Annotated in this window: 13 protein-coding genes; 5 read left to right on the plus strand and 8 right to left on the minus strand. The window is 72.4% G+C overall.

Translation table 11 applies throughout. The features are described from left to right. Window positions 1-213: 213 nt before the first annotated feature. From ALMP_RS41430 to ALMP_RS41440, 3 genes are all read right to left on the minus strand, one after another. Window positions 214-1,056 (minus strand): alpha/beta fold hydrolase, encoded by an 843-nt coding sequence (locus tag ALMP_RS41430; protein ID WP_264937196.1) that lies wholly within the window; start codon window positions 1,054-1,056, stop codon window positions 214-216. Window positions 1,057-1,122: 66 nt separating this feature from the next. Further along, window positions 1,123-2,754, minus strand: a complete 1,632-nt coding sequence (gene pruA / locus ALMP_RS41435; protein WP_264937198.1) for an L-glutamate gamma-semialdehyde dehydrogenase — start codon at window positions 2,752-2,754, stop codon at window positions 1,123-1,125. Window positions 2,755-2,794: 40 nt separating this feature from the next. Then, window positions 2,795-3,721 (minus strand): proline dehydrogenase family protein, encoded by a 927-nt coding sequence (locus tag ALMP_RS41440; protein WP_264937199.1) that lies wholly within the window; start codon window positions 3,719-3,721, stop codon window positions 2,795-2,797. Window positions 3,722-3,895: 174 nt separating this feature from the next. Between ALMP_RS41440 and ALMP_RS41445 the strand changes: the two genes are divergently transcribed. The 5 genes from ALMP_RS41445 to ALMP_RS41465 all read left to right on the plus strand — a co-directional run bounded on the left by ALMP_RS41445 (window position 3,896) and on the right by ALMP_RS41465 (window position 10,124). Continuing rightward, window positions 3,896-5,089 (plus strand): CdaR family transcriptional regulator, encoded by a 1,194-nt coding sequence (locus tag ALMP_RS41445; RefSeq protein WP_264937200.1) that lies wholly within the window; start codon window positions 3,896-3,898, stop codon window positions 5,087-5,089. Window positions 5,090-5,247: 158 nt separating this feature from the next. After that, window positions 5,248-6,741, plus strand: coding sequence for an ABC transporter substrate-binding protein (locus tag ALMP_RS41450; protein ID WP_264937201.1), 1,494 nt, complete (start codon window positions 5,248-5,250; stop codon window positions 6,739-6,741). Further along, window positions 6,738-8,483 (plus strand): ABC transporter permease subunit, encoded by a 1,746-nt coding sequence (locus ALMP_RS41455; protein ID WP_264937202.1) that lies wholly within the window; start codon window positions 6,738-6,740, stop codon window positions 8,481-8,483. The genes ALMP_RS41450 and ALMP_RS41455 overlap by 4 nt, the downstream gene beginning before the upstream one ends. Beyond that, window positions 8,473-9,450 (plus strand): ABC transporter ATP-binding protein, encoded by a 978-nt coding sequence (locus tag ALMP_RS41460; protein WP_264937203.1) that lies wholly within the window; start codon window positions 8,473-8,475, stop codon window positions 9,448-9,450. Before ALMP_RS41455 ends, ALMP_RS41460 begins: the two co-directional genes overlap by 11 nt. Beyond that, window positions 9,447-10,124: a dipeptide/oligopeptide/nickel ABC transporter ATP-binding protein gene (locus ALMP_RS41465; RefSeq protein ID WP_264937204.1), complete on the plus strand. Its 678-nt coding sequence runs from the start codon at window positions 9,447-9,449 to the stop codon at window positions 10,122-10,124. Before ALMP_RS41460 ends, ALMP_RS41465 begins: the two co-directional genes overlap by 4 nt. A 93-nt stretch (window positions 10,125-10,217) precedes the next feature. On the opposite strand, the gene serA is transcribed toward ALMP_RS41465, so the two are convergent. From serA to ALMP_RS41490, 5 genes are all read right to left on the minus strand, one after another. Next, entirely contained in the window at window positions 10,218-11,807 is a 1,590-nt protein-coding gene (gene serA, locus ALMP_RS41470) for a phosphoglycerate dehydrogenase (protein ID WP_264937205.1), read from the minus strand. Window positions 11,808-12,053: 246 nt separating this feature from the next. After that, window positions 12,054-13,052 carry a ketol-acid reductoisomerase gene (ilvC, locus tag ALMP_RS41475; RefSeq protein ID WP_264937206.1) on the minus strand — a complete coding sequence of 333 codons (999 nt, stop codon included), beginning with the start codon at window positions 13,050-13,052 and terminating at the stop codon, window positions 12,054-12,056. A 118-nt stretch (window positions 13,053-13,170) separates the two neighbouring features. Further along, window positions 13,171-13,695 (minus strand): acetolactate synthase small subunit, encoded by a 525-nt coding sequence (ilvN, locus tag ALMP_RS41480; protein WP_059128941.1) that lies wholly within the window; start codon window positions 13,693-13,695, stop codon window positions 13,171-13,173. A 29-nt stretch (window positions 13,696-13,724) separates the two neighbouring features. After that, window positions 13,725-15,575, minus strand: coding sequence for an acetolactate synthase large subunit (locus tag ALMP_RS41485; protein ID WP_264937207.1), 1,851 nt, complete (start codon window positions 15,573-15,575; stop codon window positions 13,725-13,727). Window positions 15,576-15,807: 232 nt separating this feature from the next. Next, window positions 15,808-18,813, minus strand: a complete 3,006-nt coding sequence (locus tag ALMP_RS41490) for a bifunctional diguanylate cyclase/phosphodiesterase (RefSeq protein ID WP_264937208.1) — start codon at window positions 18,811-18,813, stop codon at window positions 15,808-15,810. Window positions 18,814-19,103 lie beyond the last annotated feature (290 nt).

Consider the following 19,103-nt stretch of genomic DNA (forward strand, 5'->3'; position numbering starts at 1 on the left):
AGAGGCGGGGAGCTGCGGGGCCGCAGGGGTTGCCTGCACGGGCTCCGGCTCACGACCGCCATTCGCTGGGTCGAGCGAGACGTTCGGCTCCTACAAAGCTAAGCGAGGAACCCGCGACTGTCTCCACAATTACTCGGACTTCCTACTATCTGAGACAGTGCGATGGACCACATGGCGCTGACCTGCGGTTTCCTGGTCCGGGGCCGGGGCGGATCAGAGGGCCGTCAGCACGGCCGCCCGGAAGCCACGAGGGTCCTCCACCCACGGCAGGTGGCCGGCCTCCGGAAGGATCACGCGGCGCGCGTCGGGCAGGGCCCGTTCCAGTGAGTCCACCGCCGAGCGCGGACGGATGTCCCGTGCGCCGTCCACGATGAGGACGGGCACGTCGAGGCGCCGGCAGGCGGCGTACAGCTCCGGGGTGCCACAGGCCCGCTTGCTCTCCTCGTTGAGGGCCCTGTTGCCATCGGTGTTGACGGGGAACCAGGGGTCGGCCATGTCCCGGGCGTGCTCCAGGGCCCGTTCGCGGTCCTCGAACTCGACCGACCACTGGAGGACCGCGCTCTCGCGCTCCTCCTCCCGCGTCAGCGATCGGCGGCCCGTCAACTGCCGCCAGCGGGCCAGTCGCTCCGGGTGTTCGCCGAGCCGGGCCAGGAGATTCCTCCGGTACTCGGAGTGCCAGTCGGCGTTCGGGCCGATGCCCGTGCCGCTCACATAGACGAGCGCGCTCACCCGCTCCGGGTGCGCGAGGGTGTAGCCGAGCGCCAGCTGGGCGCCCCAGGAGTGTCCGAGCAGGGCGATCCGGCCGAAGCCGAAGTGGGCGCGGACCGCGTCCAGGTCGGCCACGAACCGTGCGCTCGTCCACGGCCCGTCGCACCGCTGCGAGCGCCCGCAGCCGCGCTGGTCCCAGCGCACGACGGTGACCCGGTCGCGAAGCATCGCGCCGACGTCCTCGAACATGTCCCACAGGCCGGGTCCGCCGTGGCACAGGACCAGCGGCTCCCCCTCGCCCGAGCGTGAAACCCACAGCCGTACGCCGTCGTCCGTCGTCACGGTCATGACCGCATCCTGCCCACGCGAAAGGGGCCGGGCAACCGCCCGGCCCCTCGGCACACCGGCGGACCGTCAGCCCATGTGCGGGTACGCGTAGTCGGTCGGCGGGACCAGCGTCTCCTTGATGGAGCGGGTCAGGGTCCAGCGCGTCAGGTTCTGCGGCGCGCCGGCCTTGTCGTTGGTGCCGGAGGCCCGGCCGCCGCCGAAGGGCTGCTGGCCGACGACGGCGCCGGTCGACTTGTCGTTGATGTAGAAGTTGCCGGCCGCGTAGCGGAGCTTGTCCATCGTGTACGCCGCCGCCGCGCGGTCGCCCGCGATGACCGAGCCGGTCAGGGCGTAGTCGGACACCGACTCCATCTGCGTCAGCATCTCGTCGTACTTGTCGTCCTCGTAGACGTGCACGGCGAGGACCGGGCCGAAGTACTCGGTGGTGAAGACCTCGTTCTCCGGGTCGGTGCACTCGATGACGGTCGGGCGGACGAAGTACCCGACCGAGTCGTCGTAGGAGCCGCCGGCGACGATCGTGCAGGCGGGGTCCTGCTTGGCGCGGTCGATCGCGGCCTTGTTCTTGGCGAAGGCGCGCTCGTCGATGACGGCGCCGATGAAGTTGGACAGGTCGGTGACGTCACCCATGGTGATGTAGTCGACCTCGGCGGCGAACTCCTCCTTGAAGCCGGAGTTCCAGATGGACGCCGGGATGTACGCCCGGGAGGTCGCCGAGCACTTCTGGCCCTGGTACTCGAAGGCGCCCCGGGTGAGGGCGGTCTTCAGCACCGCGCGGTCGGCGCTCGGGTGGGCGACCACGAAGTCCTTGCCGCCGGTCTCGCCGACCAGACGCGGGTAGGAGCGGTACTTCTCGATGTTGGCGCCGACCGTCTTCCACAGGTACTGGAAGGTCTTGGTCGAGCCGGTGAAGTGGATGCCGGCCAGGTCACGGTGGTTCAGGGCGACCTCGGAGACCTCGATGCCGTCGCCGGTGACGAGGTTGATGACGCCCTTGGGCAGACCGGCCTCCTCCAGGAGCCGCATCAGCAGCACGGCGGCGTGGGTCTGCGTCGGGGACGGCTTCCACACCACGACGTTGCCCATCAGGGCGGGCGCGGTCGGCAGGTTGCCCGCGATCGCCGTGAAGTTGAACGGCGTGATCGCGTAGACGAAGCCCTCCAGCGGGCGGTGGTCCAGCCGGTTCCACACGCCCGGGGAGTTGGCCGGGGGCTGCTCGGCCAGGATCTGGCGGGCGTAGTGGACGTTGAAGCGCCAGAAGTCGACCAGCTCGCAGGGGGTGTCGATCTCGGCCTGCTGGGCGGTCTTGGACTGGCCGAGCATGGTGGAGGCGGCCAGGGTCTCGCGCCACGGGCCGGCCAGCAGCTCCGCGGCGCGCAGCAGGATCGCGGCACGGTCGTCGAAGGACATCGCACGCCAGGCGGGCGCGGCGGCGAGGGCCGCGTCGATGGCGTCCTGGGCGTCCTGCCGGGTGGCGTTGGCGTACGTGCCCAGGCGGGCCTTGTGGTTGTGCGGCTGCACGACGTCGAACCGCTCGCCGCCGCCCATCCGCTTCTCGCCGCCGATGGTGCAGGGCAGGTCGATCGGGTTCTCGGCCAGCTCCTTGAGCTTGACCTCCAGCCGGGCACGCTCGGGCGAGCCGGGGGCGTAGCCGTGCACCGGCTCGTTGACGGGGGTGGGGACCTGGGTCACAGCGTCCATGAGATCCGTAACTCCTTGACTTGAGCGGGTGGTTCGGGGCTCAGCCCTTGCTGACCATGGAGCGGAGGAAGAAGCGCAGGTTCGCCGGCTTCTCGGCCAGCCGCCGCATGAAGTAGCCGTACCAGTCGGTGCCGTAGGCCGTGTACACGCGCATGCGGTGGCCCTCGGCGGCCAGCCGCAGGTGCTCCTCGCCGCGGATGCCGTACAGCATCTGGAACTCGTACTCGTCGAGCTTGCGGCCGGCGCGCCGGGCCAGCTCCTGGGCGACGGAGATCAGGCGCGGGTCGTGCGACCCGATCATCGGGTAGCCCTCGCCTTCCATCAGCGTCCGCAGGACACGGACGTACGCCTTGTCGATCTCGTGCTTGCGCTGGTGGGCGACCTCGGCGGGCTCCTTGTACGCGCCCTTCACGAGCCGTACGCGGCTGCCGTTCGCGGCGAGGCGGCGGGCGTCGGCCTCGGTACGGAAGAGGTAGGCCTGGATGACGCAGCCGGTCTGCGGGAAGTTCTTCCGCAGCTCCTCGTGGATGGCGAACATCGAGTCGAGCGTGGTGTGGTCCTCGGCGTCCAGGGTGACGGTGGTGCCGATGGCGGCGGCGGCCTCGACGACCGGGCGGACGTTGCGCAGCGCGAGCTCATGACCGCCCTCCAGCGCCTGGCCGAACATCGAGAGCTTCACGGACATCTCGACGCGGTCGCCGAGCTGAAGCTCCGCGAGCCGGTCGACGAGCCGCAGGTAGGCGTCGCGGGCGGCGGTGGCCTGCTCGGGTCGGGTGATGTCCTCGCCGACGACGTCCATCGTCAGCTCCAGGCCCTTGGCGGTGAGATCCTCGATGATCGGCACGATGTCGTCGACGGTCTCACCGGGGATGAAGCGGTCGACGACCTGCTTGGTCACCGGGGCCGCCGAGATCAGGCGTCGCATCCGGTCGCTGCGCGACGCGGCGAGAATCACGGGACCCAGCACGGGGCACCTCCACATACCAACCCATACGAGGCCGTACCCCGCATTCGGGGAACGGCACGGAGAACCACCGTGAAACCTAAGGATCCCTCCGATCGTCGGCCATCGACAGCTGTCACGCATCCGTGCCGCAGATCTCAGACAGATGTATGAAGGGCACGGTTCGACCGGCCTGGAATGCGGGAGAATGCCCAGGTGGCATCGGAACACAAGAGCGACTACCAGGAGCTGGTCGACGAGATCTCGGAGCTGCTCGGCGCCCCCGCGACCCTGGAGAGCCGTGACTTCGAACTGATCGCCTTCGGCGCGTACGACAGTGAGGGCGACCTCGACCCCTCGGCACTGGACCCGGTGCGCACCCGCTCGATCCTGACCCGGCGCTCCACGGCGGCCGTGCGGACCTGGTTCGAGAGCTTCGGCATCACCCGGGCGACCGCCCCCGTGCGCATCCCGCCCACCCCGGAGGCCGGCGTCTACCGGGGCCGCGTCTGTCTGCCCGCCCGGCACCGGGGGGTGGTCTTCGGTTACGTCTGGCTCCTCGACGACGATCCCGGCCCCTCCGACGCCCAGCTCGCCGCGGCGATGGAGGTGACCGGCCGGATCGGCGCCCTGCTCGCCGACGAGGCCCAGCACGGCGCCGACCTGACCCGGGAGCTGCGGGCGGTCCTGACCGCCGAGCGGGGCTGGCAGCGGGACATGGCGGTGGCGGAGCTGCGCACGGCCCTCGGGGCGCGCGGGGACGGCCCGCACACGGTGGTGTGCGTGGCGCCCTGGCCCTCGGCCGACCCGGACGACGCCCCGTCGCTGCGCACCCTGCCGGGGGCGGAGGCGCTGTGCACGGTGCCGTGGGGGGTGGCGGGGCAGTGCCTGGCGGTGCTGGTGCGGCTGCGGTCGACGGACGCCCCGGCGCCGGCGGTGTCGGTGGCGGGGCGCCTGCTGGAACGGGCGGGCGGACACGGGTCCGCCGCCGGGGTCGCCCCGGGCCGCGTCGGCCTCGCGGAGCTGGGCACGGCCTGGCAGGAGGCGTCGGCATCCGCCCGGGCCGCGCTGGCGGAGCCCCGCCTCGGGCCGACCGCCGAGTGGGCGTCCATCGGCCCCTACCGGCTACTGACCTCCCTCCCCGCGGACGGCGCCCACGACCCGGCCGTACAGGCCCTGTTGACACCCGCGCACCGCGAACTGGCCCGCACCGCCGAGGTGTACCTGGACCTCGCGGGCCAGGCGGGCCGTACGGCGGCGGAGTTGGGGATCCACCGGCAGACCCTCTACTACCGGCTCTCGCGGGTGGAGCAGCTGACGGGCCTGGACCTGGACGACGGCGAGGACCGGCTCCTGCTGCACATGGCCCTCAAGGCGCACCGGCTGCCCTGAGGCCGTCGCAGGCCGCCCAGGCCGTCGCGGACCGCATCCGCGGGCCGCCTTAAAGCCATCGCGCGATCACTTCCGGCCAGATATTGAAAACGATTGTCATCGTGCTACCGTCTGGCGCGACAGTTGATCCTTTGACCATCCCTCTACGGAGTGCCCCCGTGCGCCTGTCCGCCCGCCGCCTGCTCCCCGTCACGGCCCTCACGGCCGCCTCAGCGCTGCTCACCGGCTGTTTCACCGGCGACGGCGGCACGGCCTCCGGCGCGGACGGCAAGCGCGTCCGCCTCGCGATGATGCTGCCCCCGCGCTCGGGACTGTCGCCGCTCTCCGACGACGCCTTCAAGCTCTCCCGCTGGTCGACCGCCGAGACCCTGGTGAAGCTGGACGCGATCGGCGACGCCAAGCCCGCGCTCGCCACCTCCTGGCAGCAGAGCGGCAGGACCTGGAGCTTCGAGATACGCGACGGCGTCACCTTCCACGACGGCACGAAACTCGACGCCGAGGCCGTCGTCCGCTCCCTCACCAGGGCCGCCGCCGCCTCCCCCAAGCCCCGCATCCTGGACGGCGTCGACCTGATCGCGAAGGCCGCCGACGCCGACACGGTCACCGTCACCACCGCCGCCGAGGACCCCCTGATCCCGCAGCGGCTCAGCTCGCCGCAGCTGTCGATCCTCGCCGCCAAGGCGTACACGGGCAAGACGGTGAACCCGGTCGGCGCGGGCACCGGCCCCTTCGAGCTGACCGAGGTCAACGGCACCTCCTCCGCCACCCTCGACCGCTACGACGCCTACTGGGGCGGCAAGGCCAAGGCCCCCGGCATCGACGTGCGGTTCGTGCCCGACGGCACCGCCCGCGCCGCCGCCCTGCGCACCGGCGAGGCCGACATCGTCGAGGCGGTGCCGGTGTCGCAGGCCGCGCTCCTCGAGCAGGACCTGATCACCGAGGTGCCCATGCCGCGCACCAACACCCTGTACCTCAACACCGAGAAGGGCGTCTTCAAGGACGCCTCGCTGCGCGCCGCCGCCCGCGAGGCCATCGACGCGGAGTCGATCGTGAAGGGCGTGTACGAGGGCCGCGCCGACGTCGCCCAGGGTCTGCTCGGCCCGGCCCTGCCCTGGGCGGCCGGGCTGCGCAAGCCGGTGACCCGCGCCAAGCCGGGCACCCCGGCCGGGAAGACCGTCACCATCGGCACCTTCACCGACCGCGCCGAACTCCCCGAGGTCGCCGCCGCGCTGCAACAGCAGCTGCAGAAGGCGGGCTTCAAGGTGAAGCTCGACGTGCGCGAGTACGCCAACATCGAGTCCGACGCGCTGGCCGGTGCCTTCGACGCCTTCATCCTGTCCCGGGCCACCGTCCTGGACTCCGGCGACCCGGCCGCCTACCTGTACAGCGACTTCGCCTCCGACGGCTCCTTCAACATCGCCCAGCTGAGCGACCCGACCGTGGACACGGCCCTGAAGAAGGCCGGCGGGACGCCCGCCGGTGACGCCCGCCGCCAGGCCGTCATCGCCGCCGAGGCCGCCGTGCTCGCCACCGACGCGGCCGTGCCGATGCTGCACGAGCGGGTCATCCAGGGCGACGCCGCCGGGGTCGTCGGCGCCGCCCACGACCCGCGCGAGCGGGAGCTGGTCACGGCCGCCACGTACGTCAAGTGAGGCCGACCGCCGCCGGGGTGACCCGGGCCGTCTCCCTCCTCGCGGTGGTCGCGGCCGTGGGCCTGCTGCCCTGGCTCTCCGGCCGCGACCCCGCCCTGACCGTCCTGCGCGCCCGCTCCGCCGAACAGGAACCCACCCGGGAGGCCCTGGACGCCATCCGCCGCGACCTCGGTCTGGACGCGGGCCCGCTGTCCCTGCTGGGGAACTGGGCCGCCGGCCTGGTCCGCGGCGACCTCGGCACCTCCTGGGTGTCGGGCACCGACGTGCTGCCCTCGGTGACCGCAGGGCTCCAGGTGTCGCTGGCCCTGATGGGCGCCGCCCTCGGCGTGGCCGTGCTGCTCGCCGTCGTGCTGGTCGCCCCCGTCCTGGTGCGGGGGCGCGGATCGGCCGGGACGGGCGCCGCGATGCTGGCCGCCGTCCCCGAGTTCCTGCTGGCCACGGTGGGCCTGCTGGTGTGCGGGGTGTGGCTCGGCTGGCTGCCGACGTCCGGCTGGGCGGGCCCGGAGTACATGGTGCTGCCCGCCGTCGCCCTCGGCGTCCCGGCGGGCGGGCTGCTCGGCCGGCTGGTCGCGGACGCGCTGCCGGCCGTGCTGGAGGAACGGTGGGTGGAGTTGTGGCGCGGCGCCGGGGTGAGCCGGGCGCGGATCTCCGCCGCCGCGCTGCGCCGCGCCCTGCCGCCGCTCGTCCCGCAGTTCGGCATGGCCGCCGTCGGCCTGACCGGCGGCGCGGTCGCGGTGGAGACGGTCTTCGCGGTACCCGGCATCGGGCGTACGGCGCTGGGTGCGGCCAAGTCGCAGGACCTGCCGCTGCTCCAGGGCTCGGTGCTGGCCCTACTGCTGCTCGGTCTGGTCGCCGGCGCGCTGGCGGCCCTCCTCAGGCGCCGGCTGCTGGGCCCGGCCCTGCGGGACGCCTCACTCGCCCTGCCCCCGGTCCGCCCGGTCCGCGTCCCTCCCGCGGTCCCGCTGACCCTGGCCGCCGTCCTGCTCACGACGATCGGCTGGGGTCTGCTGCGCGACCCGTACGCCGTGAACACGGCGGCCCGGCTGGCGTCCCCCTCCTGGGCGCACCCGCTGGGCACCGACGGCCTCGGCCGGGACGTGCTGGCCCGCCTCGGCCACGGCGCGGCGGCGACGGTCGGCACCGCGGCGGCCGTCTGCCTGTTCAGCCTGGTCGTGTCGCTCGCGCTGGGCTTCCTGCCCGGCGTCGCGGCCGGAGCGGCGGACATCGCCAACGCGCTGCCCCCGGTCATCGCCGGCATCCTGGTCGCGGCGGCCGTGGGCCCCGGCACCGAGGGCGCGGCGCTGGCCGTCGGTCTGATCTCCTGGCCGGCCCTGGCCGCGCACGCGGCGGCGCTGGTGCAGGAGGTGCGGGCGTCGGCGTTCCTGACGGCCCAACGCGCCATCGGCGCGCCCCCGTGGTGGATCCTCACCCGGCACGTCCTGCCCTCGGTGGCCGCGCCGGTCGCCCGCCACGCCCTGCTCCGCCTCCCCGGCATCGCCCTCGCCCTGGCCTCCCTCGGCTTCCTCGGCCTGGGCGCCCAGCCGCCCGCCCCCGAGTGGGGGCTGCTCCTCGACGAGTCCCGCGCCTACGTGGAACGCGCCCCCTGGGCGGCCCTCGCCCCGGCCGTCGCGCTGGCCCTGCTGGCGGCGCTGGCGGTGTCGTCGGCTGCGTACGCCCAGGGCCGCGACACCGTACGCGCCATCCGGAGAACCACCCCGAAGGAGGCCCTCGTTGGTGTCTGACCCGCTGCTGTCGGTACGCGACCTGCGGATCGCCTTCGACGGGATCGAGGCGGTGCGCGGGGTCTCCTTCGACGTCCGCCCCCGTGAGGTGCTCGCCCTGGTCGGTGAGTCGGGCGCCGGGAAGTCGCTGACCGCGCGCTCCCTGCTGGGCACGGCACCGCGCGGGGCCACGGTGAGCGGCCGGATCCTGCTGGACGGCTCGGCCGACCTGGCCGCCGCGCGCGGGCGCCGTGTCTCGCTGGTGCCGCAGGACGCCCTGTCGGCGCTCTCGCCGGTGCACCCGGTCGGTGACCAGCTCGCCGCCGCCGTACGGTCGGTGACGGGCGTGTCCCGGCGGGAGGCGCGGGCCCGGGCCGTGGCCGCGCTGGAGCGGGTGGGCATCCCGGACGCCGCCCGGCGGGCGCGGGCCTATCCGCACGAGTACTCCGGCGGCATGCGGCAGCGGGCCGTGATCGCGATGGCCACCCTCAACGAACCCGACCTGGTCGTCGCCGACGAGCCGACCACCGCGCTGGACGCCGAGCGCCGCGAGCAGGTGCTGCGGGTGCTCGGCGAGCAGCGCGAGGCGGTCGGTGCCGCGCTGCTCCTCGTCACCCACGACCTGGACGTCGTCCGTGACCACGCGGATCGCGTCCTGGTCATGTACGCCGGCCGGGCGGCCGAACTGGGCACGGCCCCGGCGGTGCTGGACCGGCCGCGCGCCCCCTACACCGCCGGCCTGCTGGCCTCCCTCCCCCAGGACGGACCCCGGCGCCGCAGGCTGCCCACCCTCCCCGGCACTCCCCCGGCGCCGGGCGCCCTGCCGCCGGGCTGCGCCTTCGCGCCCCGCTGCCCCCTGGCGACCGACCGCTGCCGCACCGAGGAACCGGAGCCCCGGGAGGCCGACGGACGTCTGGTCGCCTGCCACCACCCGGACCGGGTCCCCACGGACGCGACGCAGCTGTTCGAGGAGGAGCAGCCGGTATGAGTCACCTGCTCGACGTGCGCGACCTCGTGGTCCGCTACGGCACCGCCACCGCCGTGGACGGCGTCTCCTTCGCCCTGGAGCCCGGCGAGACCCTCGCCCTGGACGGCCCGTCCGGCTGCGGGAAGTCCTCCACGGCCCTCGCGGTGCTGCAACTGCGCCGCCCGGCCGCGGGCGAGGTCCACTTCGAGGGCAGGGAGCTGACCTCTCTCACCGAACGGGAGCTACGGCCGCTGCGCCCGCGCATGCAGCCGGTCTTCCAGGACCCGTACGGCTCCCTCAATCCGCGCCACCGCATCCGTGACGCGGTGGCGGAGCCCCTGAAGGTGCAGGGCCGCTGGACCGACGCCGACGGCCCGGCCCGGGTCGCCGAACTCCTCGACCGGGTCGGCCTGGACCCGTCGTACGGCGCCCGCCGTCCGCATGAGCTGTCCGGGGGCCAGTGCCAGCGCGCCGGTATCGCCCGCGCGCTCGCCTCCGGGCCGCGGCTGCTGGTCCTCGACGAGCCGGTGTCGGCGCTGGACCCGTCCGTGCGGGCCGGTGTCCTGAACCTGCTCGCCGACCTGCGGGACGACCTGGGCCTCGGCTACCTGTTCATCTGCCACGACCGGGCGGTGGTCCGGCACTTCGCGGACCGGGTGCTGCGGATGCGGGACGGGCGCGTCGTCGCCGGGTAGCGGCCTCGGTCGTCCGACGCAGAACGCCACCCGAACGGCGAAAACGCCGGACGGGCCGAGTGGACTCGGCCCGTCCGGCGTTCGCGGTGGGTCTCAGACCAGGTTCACCGAGCGGGCCGACGTCGCGCCGATCTCCGCCGCGACCTCCGCCAGCACCCCGGCGGACACCGTGTCGTCGACGGTCAGGACGGCGAGCGCCTCGCCGCCGGCCGCCGCGCGCGCGACCTGCATGCCGGCGATGTTGATGCCCGCCTCGCCGAAGATGCGGCCCACGGTGCCGACGACACCGGGACGGTCCTCGTAGCGCAGCACGACCATGTGGTCGGCGAGCGCGAGGTCGACGTCGTACTCGCCGACCGCGACGATCTTCTGCACGTGCTTCGGACCGGCCAGCGTGCCGGAGACCGACACCTCCTCGCCGCCGGACAGCGTGCCGCGCACGGTGACGACGTTGCGGTGGTCGCTCGACTCGGAGCTCGTGGTCAGCCGCACCTCGACACCGCGCTCCTGCGCGAACAGCGGGGCGTTGACGTACGACACCGTCTCGTCGACGACGTCCTCGAAGACGCCCTTGAGGGCGGACAGCTCCAGCACCTTCACGTCGTGCTGGGTGATCTCGCCGTACACCTCGACGTCGAGGCGGACCGCGACCTCACCGGCGAGCGCGGTGAAGATACGGCCGAGGCGCTCGGCGAGCGGCAGGCCCGGCTTGACGTCCTCGGCGATGACACCGCCCTGGACGTTCACCGCGTCCGGGACCAGCTCGCCGGCGAGGGCGAGCCGCACCGACCTGGCGACGGCGATACCGGCCTTCTCCTGCGCCTCGTCCGTGGAGGCGCCGAGGTGCGGGGTGGCGACGACCTGGTCGAACTCGAACAGCGGCGAGTCGGTGCAGGGCTCCTTGGCGTACACGTCGAGACCGGCACCGGCGACCCGGCCCTCCTTGAGGGCGGAGTACAGCGCCTCCTCGTCGACGATGCCGCCGCGCGCGGCGTTGACGACGCGCACGCTCGGCTTGACCTTGCGCAGCGCCTCGTCGCCGATCAGACCGACCGTCTCCGGCGTCTTGGGCAGGTGGACGGTGATGAAGTCGGAGGTCTCCAGCAGCTCGTCCAGCGACAGCACCTTCACGCCCATCTGCGCGGCCCGCGCGGGCTGCACGTACGGGTCGTAGGCGACGACCTTCATGCCGAAGGCCGACATGCGCTGGGCGACGAGCGCGCCGATACGGCCGAGGCCGACCACACCGAGGGTCTTCTCGGCCAGCTCCACGCCGGTGTACTTGCTCCGCTTCCACTCGCCGTTCTTCAGCGCGGCGTTGGCCTGCGGGATGTTGCGGGCGGTGGCGAGGATCAGACCGCAGGCCAGCTCGGCGGCGGTCACGATGTTGGAGGTGGGGGCGTTGACGACCATCACGCCGGCCTTGGTGGCGGCGGAGACGTCCACGTTGTCCAGGCCGACGCCGGCGCGCGCGACGACCTTGAGCTTGTTCGCGGCGGCGATCGCCTCGGCGTCGACCTTGGTGGCCGAACGGATCAGGATCGCGTCGACATCGGCGATGGCCGGGAGCAGTTCGGCTCGGTCCGCTCCGTTGCAGTGCCGGATCTCGAAGTCCGGGCCGAGCGCGTCGACGGTGGCGGGCGACAGCTCTTCAGCGATGAGTACGACGGGTTTCGAGCTCACGTGAGTCCTCACAAGTCCAATGCGTGCGGACGGCCGTCCCGACGGCCGCAGGCGGAGGAGGGGCTAGCCGCGTGGAAGACGCACGACGCTGTGGGCCTGACGCGTATGTTGTGCAGCAGTGTAGTGCCGTGACACACGGCGCATTGCGCCTCTGCGGAAGGATCACCCGGACGTGGCCTGCCACGCCGGACAAGACGAAACGGGCTCGCGGCGGCGCCCCGCCCGGGGGCACCGCCGCGGCTCATGTCACGCCTCCTCGTCGACCCAGGACATGAGCTTGCGCAGCTGCTTGCCCGTGGTCTCCAGCAGGTGCTCGGAGTCCTGGGACTTGTACTCGTTGTACTTCTTCAGACCCCCGTGGTACTCCTCCATCCAGTTCTTGGCGAACGTGCCGTCCTGGATCTCGGCGAGGACCTTCTTCATCTCGGCCTTGGTGGCGTCGGTGATGATCCGCGGGCCGGTGACGTAGTCGCCCCACTCGGCGGTCTCGGAGACCGACCAGCGCATCTTCTCCAGGCCGCCCTCGTACATGAGGTCCACGATCAGCTTCAGCTCGTGCAGGCACTCGAAGTAGGCGATCTCCGGCTGGTAGCCGGCCTCGGTCAGGGTCTCGAAGCCCGCCTTGACCAGCGCGGCGGTACCACCGCAGAGGACGGCCTGCTCACCGAACAGGTCGGTCTCGGTCTCCTCGGTGAAGGTGGTCTTGATGACACCGGCGCGGGTGCCGCCGATGCCCTTGGCGTACGACAGGGCCAGCGAGAAGGCGTTGCCGGAGGCGTCCTGCTCGACGGCGGCGATGCACGGAACGCCGCGGCCCTCCTCGTACTGGCGGCGGACCAGGTGGCCCGGGCCCTTCGGGGCGACCATGGCGACGTCGACGCCGGCCGGGGGCTTGATGAAGCCGTAGCGGATGTTCAGGCCGTGGCCGAAGAACAGCGCGTCGCCGTCCTTCAGGTTCGGCGCGATGTGCTCCTCGTAGACCTGGGCCTGGATCGGGTCCGGCACCAGGATCATGATGACGTCGGCCTCGGCGGCGGCCTCCGCCGGCGTCACCACGCGCAGGCCCTGCTCCTCGGCCTTGGCCTTGGACTTGGAGCCCTCGTGCAGACCGACCCGCACGTCGACACCCGAGTCACGCAGCGACAGCGCGTGGGCGTGGCCCTGGCTGCCGTAGCCGATGACCGCGACCTTGCGGCCCTGGATGATGGACAGGTCGGCGTCAGCGTCGTAGAACAGCTCGGCCACTTTGGGTTCTCTCCTTGAGTGCAGGTGTTGCGTCCCACCGTATGACGGCGAGGGTGGGGGAAGTTTCGGGGTCTCGGTATACGGGCGGCCGGTGTCCCCCGACCGCCCGAATCCGTCGTTACGCCGACCGGTCGAGAGCGCGCAGCGAGCGGTCCGTGATCGAACGGGCGCCGCGGCCGATCGCGATCGTGCCGGACTGGACCAGTTCCTTGATGCCGTACGGTTCCAGCATCTTCAGCATGGCGGACAGCTTGTCGCTGCTTCCGGTGGCCTCGATGGTCACGGCCTCCGGGGAGACGTCCACGGTCTTGGCGCGGAACAGCTGGACGATCTCGACGATCTGGGAGCGCGTCTCGTTGTCGGCGCGCACCTTCACCAGAACGAGTTCCCGCTGCACCGCCTGGGCCGGCTCCAGCTCGACGATCTTCAGCACGTTGACGAGCTTGTTGAGCTGCTTGGTGACCTGCTCCAGCGGCAGGTCCTCGACGTTCACCACGATGGTGATGCGGGAGATGTCGGGGTGCTCGGTGACGCCGACCGCGAGCGAGTCGATGTTGAAGCCGCGGCGGGAGAAGAGGGCGGCGATCCGGGCGAGGATGCCCGGGGTGTTCTCCACCAGGACGGAGAGCGTGTGCTTGGACATGTCGGGTTGCTCTTCCTTGCCGGTCGTGGTCAGTCGTCTTCGTTGTCGCCGAAGTCGGGGCGGACGTCCCGGGCGGCCATGATCTCGTCGTTGGACGTGCCGGCGGCGACCATCGGCCACACCATGGCGTCCTCGTGGACCACGAAGTCGATGACGACCGGGCGGTCGTTGACGGAATTCGCCTCTTCGATGACCTTGTCGAGGTCGGCCGGGTCCTCGCAGCGGATCGCGTAGCAGCCCATGGCCTCCGACAGCTTCACGAAGTCGGGGACGCGGGTGCCGCGGGCGGCGGGGTTGACGTCGTCCGGCCCGGAGTGCAGCACGGTGTTGGAGTAGCGCTGGTTGTAGAACAGCGTCTGCCACTGGCGCACCATCCCGAGGGCGCCGTTGTTGATGATGGCGACCTTGATCGGGATGTTGTTCAGGGCGCAGGTGGTGAGCTCCTGGTTGGTCATCTGGAAGCAGCCGTCACCGTCGATCGCCCAGACCGTCTGCGACGGGGCTCCCGCCTTGGCGCCCATGGCGGCCGGGACCGCGTAGCCCATCGTGCCCGCGCCGCCGGAGTTCAGCCAGGTGGCGGGCTTGTCGTACTGGATGAAGTGCGCGGCCCACATCTGGTGCTGGCCGACGCCCGCCGCGAAGATCGTGCCCTCGGGCGCGAGCCGGCCGATGCGCTCGATGACCTGCTGCGGGGAGAGCGAGCCGTCCTCGGGCTGGTCGTATCCGAGGGGGTAGGTCTCGCGCCAGCGGCTGAGGTCCTTCCACCAGGCGCTGTAGTCGCCCTGGTTGCCCTCGCTGTGCTCCTTCTGCACGGCCTGGATCAGGTCCGCGATGACCTCGCGGGCGTCCCCGACGATCGGGACGTCGGCGGCGCGGTTCTTGCCGATCTCCGCCGGGTCGATGTCCGCGTGGACGATCTTGGCGTACGGGGCGAAGCTGTCCAGCTTGCCGGTGACGCGGTCGTCGAAGCGGGCGCCGAGGGCGACGATCAGGTCGGCCTTCTGCAGACCGGTGACGGCGGCCACCGAGCCGTGCATGCCCGGCATGCCCAGGTGCTGCGGGTGGCTGTCGGGGAAGGCGCCCAGCGCCATCAGGGTGGTGGTGACGGGCGCGCCGGTCAGCTCGGCGAGGACCTTCAGCTCCGCGGTGGCGCCGGCCTTCAGGACACCGCCGCCGACGTACAGGATCGGCCGCTTGGCGGCGGTGATCAGCTTGGCGGCCTCACGGATCTGCTTGGCGTGCGGCTTGGTCACCGGGCGGTAGCCGGGCAGGTCCATGGTGGGCGGCCAGGAGAAGGTGGTCTTCGCCTGGAGGGCGTCCTTGGCGATGTCGACCAGGACCGGGCCGGGGCGGCCGGTGGAGGCGATGTGGAACGCCTGCGCGATGATCCGCGGGATGTCCTCGGCCTTGGTGACCAGGAAGTTGTGCTTGGTGATCGGCATGGTGATGCCGACGATGTCCGCCTCCTGGAAGGCGTCCGTGCCGATCGCCGAGGAGGCGACCTGGCCGGTGATCGCGACCAGCGGCACGGAGTCCATGTGGGCGTCGGCGATCGGCGTGACCAGGTTGGTGGCGCCGGGGCCGGAGGTGGCCATGCAGACGCCGACCTTGCCGGTGGCCTGCGCGTAGCCGGTGGCCGCGTGGCCGGCGCCCTGCTCGTGGCGGACCAGGACGTGGCGCACCCGGGTGGAGTCCATCAGCGGGTCGTAGGCGGGAAGGATCGCCCCGCCGGGAATGCCGAATACCGTGTCGGCGCCGACCTCCTCGAGAGAACGGATGAGGGACTGCGCACCCGTGACGTGCTCGACGGACGCGGAGTGCTGTCCTCCGGATCGGGGCCGCGGCTGCGGGTGATGGGCCCCGGTGGCCTGCTCGGTCATCGGCATTCTCTTCTCGATGCTGAGGGTTTATGCGTGTTTTGTACGGTGTGCGACTGCTGCTGATGCAACAAAAAACCCCTCGTGCCGAAAGGCAAGCGAGGGGAGCGCGCCGGGTGGGGTCGCTGGGAGTCCGGGTCCGTCCGGAGCGTCACCAGCTTCAGCCGACGCGCTTGCCAAGTACGAGAATTCGGGTGCGCATGGCATTGACCCTCCCCCCGGCGCGCACCGACTGTCAAGTGGGTGGGACAGGCGTCTCATTATGTGAGCGCAGTGAACTCCCGCTGCCCAGGACGGCGGCCACACCACTGGTGTACACCCCCGCGCCGCCGCCCGCGAACGCCGGCTCGACGGGCCCGTGCGGCACCGGGTACTGGCCGCGGCCGAGCGCCCTGCGCAGCCGGTACTCGTCGAGCGACCCGGAGAAGGCCATGCCCTGCCCGTGCGTGCAGCCCATCGAGCGCAGGGCCACGACCTGCTCGGGCAGGTCGACGCCCTCCGCCACGGACTGGAGCCCGAGATCGCCGGCGATCCGCAGCAGCCCATTGGTGATCTTGTGCAGCCGTGCCGACTCGACGACGCCCTCGACCAGACCACGATCGAGTTTCAGTATGTCGACGGGGAGCCGGCGCAGGGCCGTTATGGCCACACAGCCGCCGCCGAAGCCGTCCAGGGCGATGCGCACGCCGAGGCGCTTGAGCGCGCCCAGCCGCCGTTCCAGCTCGTCCAGCGGCACCCTGGGGTCTATGTCGGACAGCTCGATCACCAGCGACCCGGACGGCAGCCCGTGCCGCGTCAGCAGGGCCTCGACCGAGCCCAGCGGCATCGACCGGTCCAGCAGGCGCCGGGCGTCCACCCGGACGACCACCGGTACGTTCAGCCGGCTCGCGGCCCGGTCGGCGGCCTGCGCGACCGCCTCCTCCAGCACCCAGCGGCCCAGCTCCGCGGTCTTGTCGCTGTCCTCCGCGACCCGCAGGAACTCCGCGGGCGTGAAGAGCACGCCCTGTGAGGAGCGCCAGCGCGCCTCGGCGGCGACCGACGAGATCCGGCCGTCCTCCAGCCGCACCACCGGCTGGTGCAGCAGCGCGAACTCCCCGTCGTGCAGAGCGGCCCGCAACCGCGTCGCCAGCTCCGCCTTCCGTACGACGTCCTGCTGCATCTGCGGCTTGTACAGCTCGACCCGGCCCTTGCCGCCCGCCTTGGCGCGGTACATGGCGAGGTCGGCGTTGCGCAGCAGCTCACCGGCGCCGAGCCCGGGTTCGGCGAAGGCCACGCCGATGGACGCGGCGACCCGTACCTCGTTGCCGTCGATGGCATAGGGCTGGGAGAGGGTGACCCGCAGGCGGTCGGCGAGCTCCAGGATGTGGCCTTCGCGGGCGGCGCGGTCGCGGGTGGTGTCGCCGACGATCAGGGCCGCGAACTCGTCGCCGCCCAGCCGGGAGGCGGTGTCGCCCTGCCGGACGGCGTCCTGGAGCCGGCGGGCGGCCTGGACGAGCAGTTCGTCCCCGGCCTGGTGGCCGATGGTGTCGTTGACCGCCTTGAAGCCGTCGAGGTCGATGAAGAGGACGGCCGTGTTGCGCAGGGCGGTGCCCCGGTCGGAGCTGCGGCGGCCGGAGAGCGCCTGCTGGACGCGCCGGGTGAACAGGGCGCGGTTGGGCAGGTCGGTGAGCGGGTCGTGCTCGGCGTTGTGCTGGAGCTGCGCCTGGAGGCGCACCCGTTCGGTCACGTCCCGGCTGTTGAAGATCAGGCCGCCGTGGTGGCGGTTGACGGTCGACTCCACGTTGAGCCAGCCGCCGTCGCCGGAGCGGAAGCGGCACTCGATGCGGGTGGTGGGTTCCTCCTGGGGGCTGGCGGCGAGGAAGCGGCGCACCTCGTGCACCACGCAGCCCAGGTCCTCCGGATGGATCAGGTTGGCCAGTTCCGTGCCCACGAGTTCCTCGGCGGGCCGGCCGTAGACGCCTGCGGCGGCCGGGGAGACGTACCGGAGGATTCCGCTGGGGGCGGCGATCATGATGACGTCGCTGGAGCCCTGCACCAGGGAGCGGAAGTGGTTCTCCTTCTGCGCCAGTTCCTGGGTGAGGGTGATGTTGTCGAGCAGCATGATGCCCTGGCGCACCACGAGGGCGAGCACCACGGCGCCCCCGGTCAGCAGGACCACGCGGTCGACGCTGCGGCCGTTGAGGACGTTGTACAGGATCCCCAGGAAGCAGACGGCGGCGGCGAGATAGGGCGTGAGGGCGGCGAGGGAGCCGGTGATGGGCCGGGTGGCCGGATACCGGCCGGGGTCGCCTCCGGAGCCGGGTGGCGGCTGCACGGGCGGATGGCCGCCCGGGCGCTGGCCGGGCACGTGCTCGTGCACCACGCGCGAGTGGCCCTCGTCCGGCGCGCCGCGCTGGCGGGAGGCGGCCCAGGGGGCGTAGGCGAGGAGCAGCGAGCCCGCGAACCAGCCCGCGTCGAGGAGCTGGCCCGAGCGGTAGCTGTTGTGCATCAGCGGGGAGGTGAACAGGGCGTCGCACATCACGGTCAGCGCGAGGGCGCCGACGGCCGTGTTGACCGCCGTGCGGTTGGCCCACGAACGCCGGAAGTGCAGCACCAGCACCATGCTCACCAGGGCGATGTCCAGCAGCGGGTACGCCAGACTCAGCGCCGCGTGCGCCACGCTCGGGCCGTCGAGCTGCGCGGCCTGCGCGAGGGCGAGGCTCCAGGAGAGGGTGAGCAGCGAGCCCGCGATCAGCCAGGCGTCCAGCACCAGGCAGACCCAGCCGGCCTTGGTCACGGGCCGGGCGGCGAGCACGAGCAGGCCCACGATCGCGGGCGGCGCGAAGCACAGGAAGAACAGGTCGGCGTAGCTGGGGGTCGGCACGGGCCGGTTCAGGACGACCTCGTACCAGCCCCAGACCAGGTTGCCCAGGGCGGCCATCGTCGAGGAGAGCGCGAACAGCAGCCAGGCCGACCGGAAGCGGACGCGGCGGGTGCGCGCGTACAGGAAGCAGGAGACCGCGGCGGCGCCCGCGGCGGCGCAGAGACCGAAGTCGCCCATGATCAGGGCGAGCTGGTCGGAGCCCCAGCCGAGCGCGGAACCGACGGCGTAGGCCGCGCACACCAGGGCCAGCAGCAGTTGGTGGACCGTGCTCGACGCCCAGCGGCCGGAGGACGGCCGCTCGGCCGGCGGAGCCGCCGCCGTGGGCTGGGCCCGCAGTGCCGCGTCGAGGAGGGTCGTGGAGGTCGGCGGCGACGTCACCGGGGCCTCCCGGTCCGCTCCGTCGCGGGGTCCCGCGGGGCCCGGTGCGCCGGGTGGGCATGCCTGCCCAGGGCGCTGTTCCCGCGCCGGTGATGGCTGCGCCGAGTCCCGGGACCTGCGGGGCCACCGCATGCGCGCGCGGCCGTGCAACAGGGCCGTCGGCGGCGACTCCGCCGCGTCGGATCGTTCGTCCATAGGCCGTGCATCGCCCGTCGCCCCCCTCACAGTCTGAAATGTGCGTCCCCGGCGCCGAACGGTGCACGGCGCAGCCCCTGTCGGGACGATACACC

The organism is Streptomyces sp. A012304, assembly GCF_026008495.1.
In the GTDB taxonomy this organism is placed as follows: Bacteria; Actinomycetota; Actinomycetes; order Streptomycetales; family Streptomycetaceae; genus Streptomyces.